This window comes from Biomaibacter sp. TOL, from assembly GCF_059717795.1.
The window spans coordinates 3,131,769-3,148,842 of sequence record NZ_AP046092.1 but is presented as its reverse complement, the minus strand read 5'-3'; the positions used below and the strand labels follow the sequence as shown (position 1 = coordinate 3,148,842).

Below are 17,074 nucleotides of genomic sequence, written 5' to 3'. Positions count from 1 at the left end.
AATGCTAAGCCCCCTTGTTTTAAATGAATTTCTATATTATGATTAGATGCTTTGGCGACTTTGTAATGATTTCACATCCATCTTTTGTTACTACGACTGTATCCTCGATTCTGACACCCCCCCATCCTGGTATATATATGCCAGGTTCGACAGTTACTACATTGCCTTCTTCAAGGATTAAAGTAGATTTGGCTGACATAAACGGCTCTTCATGAATTTCCAGACCTACGCCGTGTCCTAATCCATATTCAAACACCTCCTTGATTCCTGCTTCTATGATAACATCTCTTGCCAGCTTATCTACAGCCTTGCATTCTACCCCTGCTTTTATTATCTTTATGGACTCCTCCTGCGACTTTTTTACGATGTTGTAAATGCTTATTTGTTTATCACTTGCCTTACCCAAAACCACGGTACGGGTCATATCCGACCTGTACCCTTTATACATGGAACCTACATCAATAGTTATGAAATCTCCTGCTTCTACGGACTTGTTGGAAGGAATTGCATGAGGCTTTGAACTGTTTTTCCCTGATGCAACGATAATTGAAAACCCTATATCATCGGCTCCTCTTTTTCGTATAACGTATGCAAGCTCCCTTTCGATATCCCTCTCAGTCACTCCGGGTTTTATATATTTTAAAATTTCGTCGAAGGCTTCATCTGTAATCTCCGCTGCTTTCTTTATGCATTCAATTTCATCGCTGTCCTTTACACTTCTTACCTTCTCAACCAATCCTATGGTACCTACAAGCTCTACATCGCCCAATCCATCCTTCAATTTTTCGTATAGATCCACGCTGACGCAGTTTTTCTCAAAGCCCAATCTTTTGATGCCGAACCTAGCGCACACTGACTTGATCGTCTCCGGCAAATCAGGATTAGGCGATCGCCATTTGATTACTTCGAATCCAGGACATTCCTGCTCAGCCTGCTCGGTGTACCTGGAATCCGTTATAAAAGCTCTTCCTTTTTCAGATATTACCACATATGATTCGGAACCGGTAAAGCCGCTCAAATAACGTATGTTGGCATCCTTAACCAGAAACATCCCATCCAAATTCTCTTTTTCCATAACATCCAGCAATTTTTCTATACGCTTCATAATGTTACACGCTCCTTAAATTATACTTTGTATAACTCTAGCTTATCAACAGTTTTTTATGATGTAGCCGTGCGGCGGCGTCGCTCCAAGCAAATGCTGAACAAAATAATCCCACCTTTTGCGAGTTACATACGGATGATTCCCGGAACCGTGAACACCATTCGGGAGAATCAGGAAATCGAAATCTTTATTGGCTTTAATCAAGGCATCTACCAGTTGAAGCGTTGCCGCCGGAGGAACATTTTCGTCCATTTCGCCGTGCATCAGGAAAAGCTTGCCCTTCAAATTGTGAGCAATGCTTGGATTTGCCTGTTCTTCATAGTGGCCTCCTACCGGAAAGCCCATGTACCGTTCCACCCAGCTTGCCTTATCGATTCTATGGTCGTGATTGCCGGCCCAGGTTACTGCAACTTTGTAAAAATCGGGATGAGCCAGGATAGCATGGGCGGCAGCGTACCCACCGGCTGAATAACCGTAGATCCCCACTCGATTAAGGTCCATGTACGGATAGCGGGCCGCCAGCTGGCGAAATGCCGCTATATGATCTTCAAGACCTGCATCGCCTAGGTTCTTATATGAAAAGTCCTGAAAAGCCTTGGAACGAAATGCCATTCCCAGACCGTCAACAGAGACCACTATAAACCCCAGCTCTGCAAGAGCCTGATCGTGCCAAAACTGTGTTTTCGCATGGCCTCCGGCGAATGCCTTTGGTACCCGGATGGTATGCGGACCCGAATAATTGCCTTCAATAACAGGGTATTTCTTGCTGGGGTCAAAATTAGACGGTCTTATAATGACGCCATAAATATCCGTGACCCCGTCCCTCGCCTTTGCGCAGAACCTTTCGGGAAATTTCCAGCCGGTGGCAAGTAGGAGTTCTATATCAGCCTCTTCGAGCTTTCGCACCAGCTTGCCGTCAGCATTTCGCAATACAGTAACCGGAGGCAGATCAACTCTGGAGTATGTGTCTATAAAATATTTCCCCGTAGGTGAAAAAGTAACTTCATGTTCTGCGTCCTCGGGTGTAAGCAGCTGCAAATTGCTGCCGTCCATCTTAACCCGATACAGATGTCGATAGTATGGATCCCGTTCTGGCTCTCGCCCTCCGGCAGTGAAATAAATAACCCCTTCTTTCTCGTCCACGTATTTAATTTCGCGGACTACCCATGACCCCGACGTAATCTGTCTTTTTAGTTTTCCAGTCAATCCATCATACAAATACAAGTGTGCCCAGCCGTCCTGCTGAGAAATCCAAATAAACTCCCTTCCATCATCAGCTATCCATCTTGCATGTTCATCTATGGACATTGAGTTTTCTTCGTTCCGATTCATCTCACAAATAGTCGGAGGTCCGCCCCAGGCCCAGGGGAGCACCGGTTCAGAAAGTGTAGCAAGCAATTTGCCTGCCCCGGTCTCGGGGTCCAGCACATAAAGTTTAAGGGCTGTAAAACCCCGTTCGGGTTTTAAAAGGTAAATTCGCCCAGGTTTGCCTTTTGCCCAGTGTACCCAAAAGTAAGGCCCTTCATAGTAAAACAATGAGATGGGCTCCATTTCGACCCTTATCTGTTCCCGCTTTTCGACGTCAATGATAACAGGCTCCACCTTTGGCAGGTTTTCATCCCCGGGAAGCGGATAGACATACGGATGACACTTAGGCCTCTTGCTGCCATCCTTCGGAACGGATTGGATTAACTGAAGTTCATTCGCATCGCGGTGATCTATTTTATACGTTAATAATTTCGTAGAATCGGGCGACCAGATGATGGCAGGCCCCTGAGGCTCTCTGAGGCCCGCTGAAACCAGTGGAGACTGAAGCGGCAATCCGTAATGGCATTTTGGTTGCCCGTCGCTGGTTAGCTGAATTTCTTCACCGGTGATTTCAGAACGCACATACAGGTTATAATCTTTAATGAACGCATCCCATCGACCATCCGGCGATTTTACCCCATTGCCACTGCTCTTTATCTGTACATGCTCGGCCGTTAATTCATAGGTTTTAAGATTGCATTTCCAGCGTATATCCCCCAGGTCAAAGGCGATAGATTCCCTGCCGTCAGAGTAATCAAAGCGCTCAAAAGGAAGATTCCATTGTGTATACGGAACGCCCGTTGACCGCGAAAGCTCGGCTGCAAGCCGTTCATGGTCAAAAGCCTCTTCGTGAATGTCTGCTTCCGGATTTACAAACATGAATTTGTTTCCTCGACGGGTATCAATTCTGTACCAAAAGCAATCGCTTTTATCTATCCAGTTTGGCTTGACATATAAGCCAAACATCAACTTGCAGGCACCTTTCGGCAAGAACATGTCCGCCCGAGCGTAGTCCTGCCATGTCACCGTTGATTTTGAATTATAATGGTCTAAATAATTGTCCTCAATTGACATTTTTACGCATCGCCTTTCTTAAAAATGTATTTATTTTTTTATATGTCTTTGTATAATACAGCTCAATTAATGTTAAATATTTCGCAAATATTATGCCAAACGTGTTTTAAACTTCAGATTAAGTTCTCAGTTTGTCTTTATCTCTATAAATAAGCATCAATATGGCAGCATGGCGTAAATACTGTTAATAAAACGTCCCATTTCAAAGACATATCAAGCCCACTTTTAAGACATCTTCTTAAATTATGTACCTGCTCTAGGCAGTAGCCGAAACGTTTTTAATGCTTTCAATTATAACCAGTATTCTGCATTAAATCAATCCTAAAATTATAACCAGTGTTATGCATTAAATAAAAACCTTAAAGCTTGTATCCTCTGAACTTTATTTTATTCACAATAATAAAAGATGTCCTGTTTCAGGACATCCTTGAAAATCTTTTTATGAGCGTATTATTATCATCTCTTTCGAAGCATTATTGAGCACCTCGCCCCTGCCGTCATTTATCAGGACTATATCCTCTACCCTCATCCCGAATCTGCCGGGTATATAAATTCCCGGTTCCACGCTGAAAGCCATGCCGTTTTCCAGTACCTGTTTGTTGCCTTCCATAATGTAAGGCGCTTCATGTACACCCACTCCTATGCCGTGGCCGGTCCTGTTTAAAAAAAACTGCCCGTAACCTGCTTCTCTTATTACATTTCTTGCTGCCAGGTCCACTTCTTCCGCCGTAGCGCCCTGCCTTGCACAGGCTTCCGCTTTGCTGTTCGCTTCAACTACAATGCCGTAAATTTTCTTCTGCTCATCCGTCGGTTCACCCACAAAAACGGTCCTTGAAATGTCTGAACAATATCCGTTATATCTGCATCCAAAATCCATTATTATTACATCTTTTTTCTCGATTGCCCTACCGCTCCCGTTATAATGGGGCTTGGAACTGTTGGCCCCCGACGCCACAATGGTTTCAAAAGCCAGTTCCTGGCCGCCACTTTCCAAAAGGAGCTCCTCCAGCTTACCTTTGATTTCTCTTTCCGTAATCCCAGGTCGGATATGTGTTATGATTTGAGCTGCCGCCTTATCGGCGATTTGAGCCGCTCTTCTCAGGTTTTCCATCTCTTCCTTCGACTTTATGATCCTCATTTTTTCCATTATGCGGCAACCGTTTTTAAAATTTATATTTAAAATATCTCTCATTTCGATTAAATCTACAGCCCTTATTCCATCGTTTACTCCTATAGTTTTGCCATTTAAATCATAATTTTTATTTATTTTGCCGAATGCTTCAAGAAAACCTTCGGAATCGCTCCATGTGAATATATCTACATTTTCGCCGAGCACTTCCCTGGTCTCTTCATAGCACAGTTCAGGAGAAACATAAAAATATCTCCCGTCCGATAAAATGAACAGTGCTTTGAATCTTTCATCAATCAGAGGGTGAAGTCCAGTCAGGTATTCGAGATCCGGTGAAGGCCCTACTACCAGTATATCTGTTTTGTTTTCTTTCATTAGACTGACTAGTTTATCGATTTGTTTTTCTAAAAGCATTTTTGAACTCCTTCCATCACCTAAAATAATTAGTACCCTTGAAAAACGCAATTTTATATCTTACCCCTTTTTCGATGGACCTTGATAACCTAATCTATATTTATTTATTTTCCAATACCATGCTATTTTTCATATTTAAAGCCCCATAAAACAAAGAAGAGTATTAGTTGAAAGTCAAAAATAAAAAGGTGTATCATTTAATTACACACCGACCCATTTTTGAGACACTTTTCTTAAATGTGTTACGTCTATTCTGTTATAAATTTTTTTGTAATGCCGTATTTTTTTATTTTATTGTGAAGGGTCTGCCTCGGAATCTTAAGGAGTCTCGCCGCCTCGGCATAATTGCCGTTAGCTTTACTTATGGCTTTTTGAATGAGGTTCTTTTCAAAATTCTCCATTGTCTCTTCCAGGGGAGGCACACCGAATGAGTTTTTATTCTGAAGCTGAAATTCCATTCCTTCGTAAGCCGTAAAATAATTGGAATTTTTTGTAGCAATCTCTTTTACGGTAATTATATCTCCATCCATAAAATTCATTATGCTTTCGATCCTCGATTTTAATTCCCTTACATTTCCAGGCCATGAGTAATTCATGAGCAAGTCCATTGCTTCCCGGGTAATTCCTTTAACATTTTTACATAATTGCCTGTTATAAAATTTTATAAAATGCTCCGTCAGTACAGGTATATCTTCTTTTCTCTCTCTCAGGGGAGGAATTGTCAAAGAAATAACATTTAATCTGTAATATAAATCCTCTCTTAAAAGTCTTTTTTCAACGGATTTTAATGGGTGTTCATTGGTTGAAGCAATCACTCTCACATCAACAACAATAGTTTTTACCCCTCCCAGTCGCCTTACTACTCCATCCTGAAGTACCCTCAACAATTTTGCCTGGAGCTCGATATCCATTGAATTTATTTCGTCTAAAAATAACGTCCCTCCATCTGCCAGCTCAAAAAGACCGGGTCGGTCTTTTGCACCGGTGAAGCTACCTGCGGTAGTTCCAAAAAGTATACCTTCCAGAAGCGTTTTCGGCAAAGCCGCACAGTTCTGGGCTATAAAAGGTTTGTTCTTCCTTGTAAAACTTGCGTTATGAATAGCCTGGACCAGGAGTTCCTTGCCGGTCCCAGTTTCTCCGTAGACCAGGACAGGAGAATTGCTCTCCGCTATCTTTTTTGCTTTATCTTTGAGCTCTTTTATGGCAGCGCTTTCGCCGATAATATCATCTAATGTATATTGGGCCTGATTTTCAATGTAGACCTTTTGACTTGAAGCCTTCCTGAATAATTCCCTTTGCAGCGAAATAATCTTTTCGGACAATTCACCGATCGTGGCCACATCTCTGTAAAGTTCAAACGCTCCTATGATCCTTCCGTCTTTTATCAGCGGCATGGTAGAGGTCAGTGTCGTAACCTGCTCTCCGCGATAATTAAAATATGTTTGAACATAATCAATCAGCGGCTTTCCTGTCCTCAATACATAATAAAATGTGCTTGTATCCGGAGTTAAACTCGGGAATATTTCCAGAATATTTTTGCCTATGGCATCTTCGGCATCAATCCCCGCTATATGTGTCACAGGTTCATTGTAGAATATTACATTGGCATCGGGATCCACAACCAGGATGCCCTGTCTTAAGTGGGTAAGCATGGATTCAAAAAGAAATTTGTAGTCCATAGTCCTTCCCCCTTTTATCGGGAAAAAGATTTATTTTTATTCTACTGCCATCTGTTTCTTTTTCCGGGAGTTTTTCGGAGCCTTTACAGCTTTGGATTCTGCGGTTTTGGATTCCTTAATTTTTGACCCTGCAGCCTTTACCTCCAGTACTTTTTTTAAAAACTGTCCCGTATAAGAACCATGGTTCTCCGCCACCTCTTCCGGGGTACCGGTGGCTACCACTTCTCCGCCTCTGTCCCCTCCCTCGGGGCCTAAATCTATGATGTAGTCGGCTGTCTTGATGACATCCAGGTTGTGCTCTATGACTATCACGGTGCTGCCGCCCTCCACCAGCCGGTGCAGCACATTCAAGAGGTTTTGTATATCCGCAGGGTGCAAACCGGTAGTAGGCTCGTCAAGAATATATACTGTGCCACCGTTGCTTTTCCTGGAGAGTTCGGTAGCCAGCTTCACCCTCTGGGCTTCCCCACCCGATAACGTGGTGGAGGATTGTCCCAGCTTGATGTAACCCAGCCCCACATCTTTTAAGGTTTCCAGCTTGCGCTTTATTTTTGGAATGTTTTGGAAAAATTCCAGGGCTTCTTCGACTGTCATGTCGAGCACCTCGGATATATTCTTGCCCTTGTATTTTACCTCCAGAGTTTCCCTGTTGTAACGCTTTCCCTTGCATACCTCGCAGGGCACATATATATCTGCCAGAAAGTGCATCTCGATTTTGATGATGCCGTCTCCCTTACATGCCTCGCATCTGCCTCCCTTTACGTTGAAGCTGAAGCGCCCGGGCTTGTATCCCCTCATGCGGGCCTCCGGGGTCATGGCGAATACTTCCCGGATGTCGTTAAAGACATTTGTATAAGTGGCCGGGTTAGACCTCGGGGTCCTCCCTATAGGAGACTGGTCTATGTCTATCACCTTTTCTACATGTTCCACCCCCAGAATTTCGTCAAAATCACCTGGATTTGACCGCGAGTTATACAGTTTATATTTAAGCGCTTTGTAAAGTATTTCATTGATTAATGTGCTCTTCCCCGATCCCGACACGCCTGTTACGCATATGAAAAGCCCCAGCGGAAATCTCACATCGATATTCTTTAGATTGTGCTCCCGGCATCCTTTCAGCTCCAGCCATTTATCGCCCGGCTTTCTCCTTATGGCTGGCACCGGAATTCTTTTTTTGCCGCTGAGATACTGCCCGGTTATGGAAGTGTCGCACTCCACTATGGCTGACAACGGTCCTGCCGCCACCACACGGCCGCCGTGCTCTCCCGCTCCGGGGCCGATATCTATAATGTAATCCGCCGCTCTCATGGTATCCTCATCATGCTCCACCACCAGTACCGTATTCCCGAGGTCCCTCAGTTCCTTTAGGGTCTTCAGCAACCTTTCGTTGTCCCGTTGGTGAAGTCCTATACTGGGCTCGTCCAGGATGTACAGCACTCCCACCAGCCGGGAACCGATCTGAGTGGCCAGCCTTATCCTCTGGGATTCGCCGCCGGAAAGGGTACCCGATGCCCGATCCAGAGTAAGATAATCAAGGCCCACATCTACCAGAAATTGAAGGCGGTTCTTAATTTCTTTTAATACCTGATGGGCTATCATTTCCTCCCTCCTGGTGAGGGGAAGATTTTCAAAAAAACTCATGGCCTCCCGGATGGATAAGGCCGTAACTTCCGCTATGGACTTGCCTCCCACCGTCACTGCAAGGCTTTCGGGCTTTAGCCTCGCACCCTTGCAGGCCGGGCATGGCTTTGTGCTCATGTAGTCTTCGATCTCCTCCCGGGACCATTCCGAGCCTGTTTCTTGATACCGCCTCTTCAAATTATTCACAACACCTTCAAAATATCCCCTGAAATGCCTGGTGTTGTCTCCATAGCGGCTTTCATAGTAAAACTCTATAGGTTCTCGGGAACCGTAGAGAAGTACATCTACCACTTCCGGCGGCATATCCTTTATGGGAGTGTCCACATCGTACCCGTAATGATTCAATACAGCCTTCAGCATCTGATAATAATATCCATCGGGCGAACTGTTCCACGGCTCAACGGCGCCCTCCAAGATGGATTTGGAACGGTCGGGGATGACTAGATCAGGGTCTATTTCCATATTGATCCCCAGGCCGCTGCATACTGGACACGCACCGTAAGGGCTGTTGAAAGAAAACATGCGGGGAGTGAGTTCCTCAAGGCTCACACCGCAGTCCGCACAGGCAAAATTCTGGGAAAACAACATTTCCTGATCATCGATGACATCTATTATCACCAGACCTTCTGCCTGGGCTAGGGCCGTCTCTATGGAATCGGCCAGCCTTGATTCTATTCCAGGCTTTAACACAATCCTGTCCACCACGATTTCAATATTGTGCTTCTTATATTTGTCCAGTTTGATTTCCTCGCCGGCCTCCTTTATCTCCCCGTCCACCCGTATTCTGACAAAACCGCTCTTTTTTATCTGGTCAAAAAGTTTCTGGTACTCACCCTTCCTTCCCCGCACCACTGGAGCCATCACCTGAATTCTGGTACCTGCTGGCAGTTCCATAACGGCATCCACCATCTGGTCTATGGTCTGCTGGGTAATCTCCCTGCCGCATCTAGGGCAGTGGGGCTTTCCTATCCTGGCAAAAAGCAGCCTGAGGTAATCATATATTTCCGTCACGGTTCCTACCGTTGACCTGGGATTTTTGCTGGTTGTCTTCTGGTCTATGGAAATGGCCGGAGAAAGTCCCTCAATGTAATCTACATCTGGTTTGTCCATCTGGCCAAGAAACTGGCGCGCATAAGCCGAAAGAGATTCCACATACCGCCTCTGACCTTCGGCGTAGATGGTATCAAAGGCCAGCGTGGATTTCCCAGAACCGGACAGGCCTGTAATAACTACCAGCCTATCCCTGGGAATCTCCACATCTATATTCTTTAAGTTATGTTCTCGAGCACCTTTTACAATGATTTTATCTGCAGACACCGATTATCACTCCAAAAACAGTTTTCTTTTTTCACGCATACTTTATCATATCAAGGATTTGCCTTCTTGGTTAATCCAACTCAATCTGACCTCTGGTCCCAGAGCTCGCTTTTAGTCCGATTTCCGCCCTCCAACTTCCACTTTCCGCACCACACTGAAAGCTTCTGCCTGCAGCTCGAATATGAGGTCCCTCAGCCTTGCGGCCTTTTCGAATTCGAGATTTTTTGCTGCTTCCTTCATATCCTTCTCAAGTTTTTCAATATAGTTTTTCAATTCCTTTTTGCTCAACCTGGCCACATCTTTGTCCGGCAGATATTCGGTGCCGTCTTCCGCCACTTTTGTGGCTTCAATGATATCTCTCACCGCTTTTTTGACGGTCTGGGGGACTATACCATGTTTTCTGTTGTAATCCATCTGAATCTTGCGGCGCCGGTTGGTCTCATTTATAGCCCTGGCCATGGATTCGGTGATGGTATCGGCGTACATGATGACCTTCCCCTCCACATTGCGGGCGGCCCGGCCTATGGTCTGTATAAGGGATGTCTCTGATCTGAGAAAACCTTCCTTATCCGCATCCAGTATGGCTACCAGGGACACCTCCGGTAGGTCAAGGCCTTCTCTCAAAAGATTTATGCCCACCAGACAGTCAAACTTTCCCAATCTCAGGTCCCTGAGTATCTGCAGCCGTTCCAGAGTATGGATTTCCGAGTGAAGGTACCTCACCCTGATGCCTGATTCTTTAAGATAATCGGTAAGGTCTTCCGCCATCTTCTTGGTAAGTGTGGTCACTAGCACCCTCTGGTCTTTTTGAGCCCTTTTCTTTATCTCGGCAATGAGGTCATCGATCTGACCCTTTACCGGTCTTATCTCCACTTCGGGGTCCACCAGGCCCGTGGGGCGTATGATCTGTTCCACCACCTGCGAACTTTTCTGCAGTTCATAGGGCCCCGGTGTGGCCGAAAGAAAAACCGCCTGATTTATACGTTCCTCGAATTCTTCGAAAACGAGAGGCCTGTTATCAAAGGCCGAAGGCAGCCTGAATCCGTGTTCCACCAAGGCTTCCTTCCGGGACCTGTCCCCAGCCCACATGGCATGCAGTTGCGGCAGGGTAACGTGGGATTCATCAATTATTATGAGATAATCCTTTGGAAAATAATCCAGAAGGGTGAAGGGCGCTTCTCCCGGCTTCCTTCCGGTAAGATGCCTGGAGTAGTTTTCTATGCCCTTGCAGTAACCCATCTCCCGGAGCATTTCTATGTCATAATTAGTCCTCTGTTCCAAGCGGGCTGCCTCCAGTACTTTACCCTTTTCCCTGAACTCTGCCAGCCGCTGTTTTAATTCTTCCTGGATGGATTTTATGGCAGCCTCAATCTTGTCTTTAGGTGTCGCATAATGGGATGCGGGGAAAATGGAGACATGGTTTCTCTGCCCTATTATTTCACCAGTTAAGGTATCCACTTCTGTGATCCTATCGATGGTATCCCCGAAAAATTCCACCCGGATGGCCCTTTCCGTAAAGGATGCCGGGTATATTTCCAGCACATCACCGCGCATCCGGAAGGTCCCCCGCTGGAAATCGTATTCGTTACGGCTGTACTGGATATCTATCAGTTTGCGGACTACTTCGTCTCTCTCCCTCTCCATACCCGGCCTGAGAGAAATAACCTGATTTTCGTAATCTTCAGGAGAACCCAAACTGTATATGCATGAAACGCTGGCAACTATGACCACATCCCTGCGTTCGAAAAGGGCAGCCGTGGCCGAGTGTCTTAATTTATCGATCTCGTCGTTTATGGAAGAGTCTTTTTCGATATAGGTGTCTGTCTGGGGGATGTACGCCTCGGGCTGATAGTAGTCATAATAGCTCACAAAGTACTCTACCGCATTGTTGGGCAGGAACTCTTTGAGCTCGCTGCAGAGTTGTCCCGCCAGGGTCTTGTTGTGGGCTATTACAAGAGTGGGTTTCTGGACCTCCTGGATGAGGTGAGCTATGGTAAAAGTCTTGCCGGTGCCGGTAGCCCCTAAAAGCGTCTGGAACTTAAATCCCTTTCTGACTCCTTCGGCCAGCTCTTTTATGGCTCTGGGCTGGTCGCCCCGCGGAACATATTCAGAAATTACCTGAAAGTTCCCCATAAAAACACCTTCTTTTCGTTTCAGTATCATCATTTTTAATATTTTCGGCGCTATATTCTATCACTAAACCATATCGTTAGATTATTATATCATATAATAATTTCCATGAAAAGAGAAAACACGAAAATATGTTCGGTGCAGAACCAAAGCTTAATTAAAAAGGAAGCAAGGGAACTATCCCGGTGCTTCCTAAAAAGGGGAGTTTATATATAAACCTTTCGGTTGTTTTCGGCTCCTTCGGCAGCCTTTTATGTTAAAGGTAGGGAAAACTTTATTCATGCTTATAATAGGCTGAAAGAAAGTCCTGATATTTTTGTGGCAAAATGTAAAAACCGGGGGCCTCCCGGTTTTTAGTTCATGTAAATGATCTTGTTTCTGCGGCGGGTGAAAAAACCACTGGATTTCCTGCCATAAGTATCCTTGTCGCCGGCTTGAGTATCTATGCTCATTATTTTTAGCATGATCTCCCGCTTTTCATCGCCAGTTGCGGTGGTATAGGCTTTCAGCAGCATATCTCTTTCGCGGTCTAAGTACTCGTTTCTTGTCATCGATTTCCCTCCTTTTTCTGCGTATTTTTTATATATGAGTATAGGAAAATTAGTACAATAATTATAAAGACTGTTAGTTCTTTCACAAACATTATAACATACTGTAAACTTCCGTTCAAGTATATAAAGTTAAAAAAATCGTATAATTTTCGAAAAATTATCTTTTAATCTCTATTCTTCTTTATTTATCTATGTATTTCATCTAAATATTATTTTTTCCTAATTCCTGTTTTTTATACAAAAAACCCCGAAGTTTTCGGGATCATAAAACATAATTCTTCAACTTACCTATACCTTCTATAACAACCTCCACAGTATCCCCCTTTTGCATGGGGCCGATACCCTCGGGGGTGCCGGTCATCACCACATCGCCGGGTATAAGGGTCATTACCCGGGACATGAAGCTTATGAGTTCATAAACAGGAGTTATCATCATCGCAGTTGAAGAACTCTGTTTCAGTTCACCGTTTAGATATGTCTGTATTTTTAGGTTGTCAGGATTTAGCTCTGTTTCGATCCATGGTCCCAGAGGACAGAAAGTATCAAAAGATTTGCCCCTGGTCCACTGTATATCCTTTTTCTGCAGGTCCCGGGCCGTGACATCATTGCCGCAGGTATACCCCAGGATGTATCGGGGAATATCCTCAGGCGGCACATTTTTACATACTGCCCTTATAACCACAGCCAGTTCACCCTCATAATCCACCCTTTGGGACATGTCGGGATATACGATTCCATCGCCGGGGTTTATAACGGCTGTTGGCGGTTTTAAAAATAATATGGGTTCTTCAGGAATCCCTTCCCCCATCTCCAGTGCGTGTTCTCTGTAGTTTTTCCCCACGCATATTATTTTGGAAGGAGCTGTGGGGGCGAGTAATGTTACTTCCGAAATACCGTAACAGTTTTTGTCTGTTTTAAAGTCACCGAAAACATTTCCTTTTATTTCTGAAATAGAATCGGTATCCAGAACTCCGAATTTTATCTCATCATTAAACCTGAATCTCACAATTCTCAATCTAAGGCCCTCCTATTTTGATTATATCCAGCTTTTTACATTTTACTATATTATTTGACATTAATCAATAGGTTATTTTCTGATACACTATTGACAAATCAAATAAATCATGCTAACATGTTAATCAATAAAAATGAATATTAAAACTCTTATCAAGAGCAGGCTGAGGGACTGGCCCTATGACGCCCGGCAACCGGCAGTGAAACAATTCCCGCTGCATCGGTGCTAATTCCTGCAGAACTTTATGTTCTGACAGATGAGAGGGTTTGCGATGCCTCTTCTTATTGTCAGAAGGGGTTTTTTTATTTTAATTTTTTGGCGGGGGTATTTAAAAATGATATTAATAAAAAATTTGACCAAAGTATACCATTCGGATGCAGGGGATGTAACGGCGCTGGAAGGGGTCAACCTCCACATTAAGAAGGGAGAAATCTTCGGCGTGATAGGATTAAGCGGCGCTGGCAAGAGCACGCTGCTCAGGTGCATCAACATGCTTGAAAAACCTACTTCGGGTTCGGTGGAAATAGACGGCGTGGAAATGACTTCTCTCGCTCCCAACCAATTAAAAGAAATGCGCAAGAAGATAGGCATGATTTTCCAGCATTTCAACCTTCTCACTTCCAGAAACGTAAGGAACAATGTGGCTTTTCCCCTGGAGATAGCCGGCGTCGATAAAAAGACTATCAATCAAAAAGTGGAAAGACTACTGGACCTGGTAGGGCTTTCAGATAAGGCCGACAGCTTCCCCTCACAGCTTTCCGGAGGTCAGAAGCAGAGGGTGGGCATTGCTAGGGCTTTGGCCAATGACCCGAAGGTGCTGCTGTGCGATGAAGCCACTTCAGCCCTGGACCCCCAGACAACCCTTTCCATTTTAAACCTCCTGAAGGATATCAACAAGAAATTAGGAATTACCATAGTGCTTATCACTCACGAGATGAATGTTATAAAGCAGATTTGTAACAGTGTAGCAGTCATCGAAAAGAGCAGAGTTGTGGAACAAGGGCCCCTGCTGGAGGTCTTTGCAAATCCAAAAACAGATACCGCGAGAAATTTCTTAAATTCAATCACCCTATCTGAGCTGCCCGAAGAACTGAAACAGAGAATACGCAATTTAGGCAGCCGCCAGCTGGCCGGCCGAATCGTGAAGATAGGCTTTTTTGGAGAAGTCACTGCCGAGCCCGTCATATCCACTCTGGTGAAAAAGTTCGATGTGGATGCCAACATTCTGTACGGCAACATTGATCACATGCAGGATACTCCTTACGGCACACTGGTAGTGGAACTTCGAGGCAAAAACGGAGGCGCCGACAGTGCCATTGAATATTTAAAAAATCTGGGGCTTAAATTAGAGGTGATATAACAATGACTGATACGATAAATCTCCTTCTCATATCGACCTGGCAAACAATCTATATGGTTCTGATATCTGTAGCCATTGCTACGGTATTCGGTATTCCGCTGGGTATTTTACTGATGATTACGGATAAAGGCCAGATATGCAAAAGCCCAATTCTTAACACCATTTTAGGGTTCACAGTAAATGTATTTCGATCTGTGCCATTTGTAATCCTGCTTATTGTATTGATACCTTTTACAAGGTTTTTGGTGGGAACTTCCATCGGGACTACTGCCGCCATAGTCCCCCTTTCCATAGCCGCTATCCCTTTTATGGGGCGGCTCACGGAAACCTCCCTTCGAGAGGTCGATCGGGGTCTTATAGAAGCGGCACAGGCCATGGGGGCTTCCTCACTTCAAATAATCTCAAAAGTACTCATTCCGGAGGCTCTTCCATCCATAGCTTCCGGAGTCACCATCATGACCATCAACCTGGTGGGATATTCCACCATGGCAGGAGTCATAGGAGGAGGTGGTCTTGGAGATTTAGCGGTAAGGTACGGATACCAGCGTTTCATGCTATCGATAATGGTGGTCACAGTCATTATCCTCGTGATAATGGTCCAGCTTATTCAACTTATTGGAGACGCCATAGTAAAGCGGCTATTAAGAAACCGTTAGGTAATGAAAAATAAGTAAAATGGAGGAGATACACTTGAAGAAAATTCTAATTATTTTTTTGCTTCTCAGTCTGATAATAATTTCCCTGGCCGGATGCAGCCAGAAGCAATCACCAACTTCCGATAATTCTCAAAATCAAACTTCTTCTCAAAGCCAGAGCAATGATAAAATGGTTACCGTCAAAGTTGGAGCTTCGCCGGTTCCACATGCAGAAATATTGAATGTAGTAAAACCTTTACTCGAAAAGGAAGGAATAAAACTCGAAATAGTTGAATTTACGGACTATATTCAGCCAAACCTGCAACTGGCGGATAAACAATTGGATGCTAATTATTTCCAGCATATTCCATATCTTGAAAAATTCTGCAGTGACCACAATCTGGATTTAACCTATATCGCCAAAGTTCACATAGAGCCAATGGGAATATATTCCCAGAAGATAAAAAAACTCGATGAACTAAAAGAAGGCGCCAGCGTGGCAATACCAAACGACCCCACCAACGGCGGCAGGGCTCTGCTGCTTTTGCAAAAAGCAGGCGTTATAAAATTAAAAGACGGCGCCGGCATCACCGCTACAATTAACGACATTTCTGAAAATCCTAGAAAAATCAAAATAAAAGAGCTTGAGGCCGCCACGTTACCGAGAGTGCTTCAGGATGTTGATGCGGCAGTTATAAATACCAACTATGCCCTTGAGGCAAAACTTGTGCCCACCAAAGATGCCCTGGCAATTGAATCTGCCGACTCTCCCTATGTGAACATTCTGGTCGTGCGCAAGGGAGATGAGAATAGGCCCGAACTCAAAAAACTTGCGGAAGTTTTAAATTCTCCCGAGGTGAAAAAATTTATAGAAGATAAATACCAGGGAGCAGTAGTGCCGGCATTTTAGTGCTGATTTCAGCATTATAAATATGATGTCGATGAACAGGATTTGCTTTATAATAGCAAATCCTGTTATTTAAAAAAAGTCGCAAATGTTCATTAGTTGCAAAAACTCACGCTCCCCTTCCATTATTCCGGAGGTGGTCTTCTTGATTCAGAAAAAACATAAAATCGGCGTCATTGCAGGCACACCAGTAGATACTAAAATGGGAGTGGATTTTATAACAAATAAAGGCCATGAAGCATTTGGTATCCCAACTGCCGCCAGTCCCCATGAACAAAATTTGTTGCAATTTTTTAGTACTTCAGCTCTAACTGAAAAAGTAAAGAATATAATCCAGACATTTCAGCAAAATAATATTTTCAGTATTATGATCTATTGTAATTCTCTTTCATCGGCAGTGGATCTTAATTACATAAGAAAAGCCTGCCCCCAGAGCCGTATTACAACCCCCCTGGAAATATATGCCAATCTTGCTTTACAATATAAAAGTATTATAATCTGGGCCGCCAATGGTCAGTGCCTTGCTGCAATAGAAAAAATTTTTTATGAAAACAACCCTTCCATTGAAATAATGGGTGTTACCATGCTTCCAGTGATAAAAGCTATAGAAGCTCAGGAACCACCGGCAGCCATAATCGAAAAGTTCAATATATCAGACTTAATCTATTTTAATGGTAAAGCCGAATGCCTCGTTCTGGGATGCACCCACCTTCCATACCTGAAAAATGATATACAGAAAAAGGCCGGGTGCCCCATTATCGACCCGGCGGAAGAGATGCTGTCTAAATTAATGTTGCTCTAACTTTGAG

Annotated in this window: 12 protein-coding genes and 1 riboswitch; of the genes, 4 read left to right on the top strand and 8 right to left on the bottom strand. The window is 44.2% G+C overall.

Annotated features, from left to right (window positions below):
- Positions 1-31 precede the first annotated feature (31 nt).
- The 8 genes from AC6I1H_RS15515 to AC6I1H_RS15480 form a co-directional block, all read right to left on the bottom strand.
- The gene (locus AC6I1H_RS15515; protein WP_497738424.1) at positions 32-1,105 is read right to left on the bottom strand and encodes a M24 family metallopeptidase; all 1,074 of its coding nucleotides are present in this window, start codon (positions 1,103-1,105) and stop codon (positions 32-34) included.
- A gap of 45 nt (positions 1,106-1,150) precedes the next feature.
- The gene (locus AC6I1H_RS15510; RefSeq protein ID WP_497738423.1) at positions 1,151-3,487 is read right to left on the bottom strand and encodes a S9 family peptidase; all 2,337 of its coding nucleotides are present in this window, start codon (positions 3,485-3,487) and stop codon (positions 1,151-1,153) included.
- 439 nt (positions 3,488-3,926) lie between these two features.
- Positions 3,927-5,030 (bottom strand): M24 family metallopeptidase, encoded by a 1,104-nt coding sequence (locus AC6I1H_RS15505; RefSeq protein WP_497738422.1) that lies wholly within the window; start codon positions 5,028-5,030, stop codon positions 3,927-3,929.
- 248 nt (positions 5,031-5,278) lie between these two features.
- Positions 5,279-6,709, bottom strand: coding sequence for a sigma-54 interaction domain-containing protein (locus tag AC6I1H_RS15500; RefSeq protein WP_497738421.1), 1,431 nt, complete (start codon positions 6,707-6,709; stop codon positions 5,279-5,281).
- Between the two features lie 36 nt (positions 6,710-6,745).
- Positions 6,746-9,667, bottom strand: coding sequence for an excinuclease ABC subunit UvrA (uvrA, locus tag AC6I1H_RS15495; protein WP_497738420.1), 2,922 nt, complete (start codon positions 9,665-9,667; stop codon positions 6,746-6,748).
- A 111-nt stretch (positions 9,668-9,778) separates the two neighbouring features.
- Complete coding sequence (gene uvrB / locus AC6I1H_RS15490; RefSeq protein WP_497738419.1) at positions 9,779-11,800, bottom strand: excinuclease ABC subunit UvrB; 2,022 nt, start codon at positions 11,798-11,800, stop codon at positions 9,779-9,781.
- Between the two features lie 350 nt (positions 11,801-12,150).
- On the bottom strand, positions 12,151-12,348 hold the full coding sequence (locus tag AC6I1H_RS15485; protein WP_497738418.1) for a hypothetical protein: 198 nt from the start codon (positions 12,346-12,348) through the stop codon (positions 12,151-12,153).
- A gap of 262 nt (positions 12,349-12,610) precedes the next feature.
- Positions 12,611-13,354 carry a fumarylacetoacetate hydrolase family protein gene (locus tag AC6I1H_RS15480; protein ID WP_497740827.1) on the bottom strand — a complete coding sequence of 248 codons (744 nt, stop codon included), beginning with the start codon at positions 13,352-13,354 and terminating at the stop codon, positions 12,611-12,613.
- A gap of 155 nt (positions 13,355-13,509) precedes the next feature.
- Positions 13,510-13,626, top strand: a riboswitch (SAM riboswitch).
- Between the two features lie 71 nt (positions 13,627-13,697).
- Here AC6I1H_RS15480 and AC6I1H_RS15475 point away from each other — a divergent pair.
- The 4 genes from AC6I1H_RS15475 to AC6I1H_RS15460 all read left to right on the top strand — a co-directional run bounded on the left by AC6I1H_RS15475 (position 13,698) and on the right by AC6I1H_RS15460 (position 17,067).
- The gene (locus AC6I1H_RS15475) at positions 13,698-14,723 is read left to right on the top strand and encodes a methionine ABC transporter ATP-binding protein (protein WP_497738417.1); all 1,026 of its coding nucleotides are present in this window, start codon (positions 13,698-13,700) and stop codon (positions 14,721-14,723) included.
- A 2-nt stretch (positions 14,724-14,725) separates the two neighbouring features.
- Complete coding sequence (locus AC6I1H_RS15470; protein WP_497738416.1) at positions 14,726-15,379, top strand: methionine ABC transporter permease; 654 nt, start codon at positions 14,726-14,728, stop codon at positions 15,377-15,379.
- A gap of 34 nt (positions 15,380-15,413) precedes the next feature.
- Positions 15,414-16,268 carry a MetQ/NlpA family ABC transporter substrate-binding protein gene (locus AC6I1H_RS15465; protein WP_497738415.1) on the top strand — a complete coding sequence of 285 codons (855 nt, stop codon included), beginning with the start codon at positions 15,414-15,416 and terminating at the stop codon, positions 16,266-16,268.
- A 142-nt stretch (positions 16,269-16,410) separates the two neighbouring features.
- Positions 16,411-17,067: an aspartate/glutamate racemase family protein gene (locus AC6I1H_RS15460; RefSeq protein WP_497738414.1), complete on the top strand. Its 657-nt coding sequence runs from the start codon at positions 16,411-16,413 to the stop codon at positions 17,065-17,067.
- Positions 17,068-17,074 lie beyond the last annotated feature (7 nt).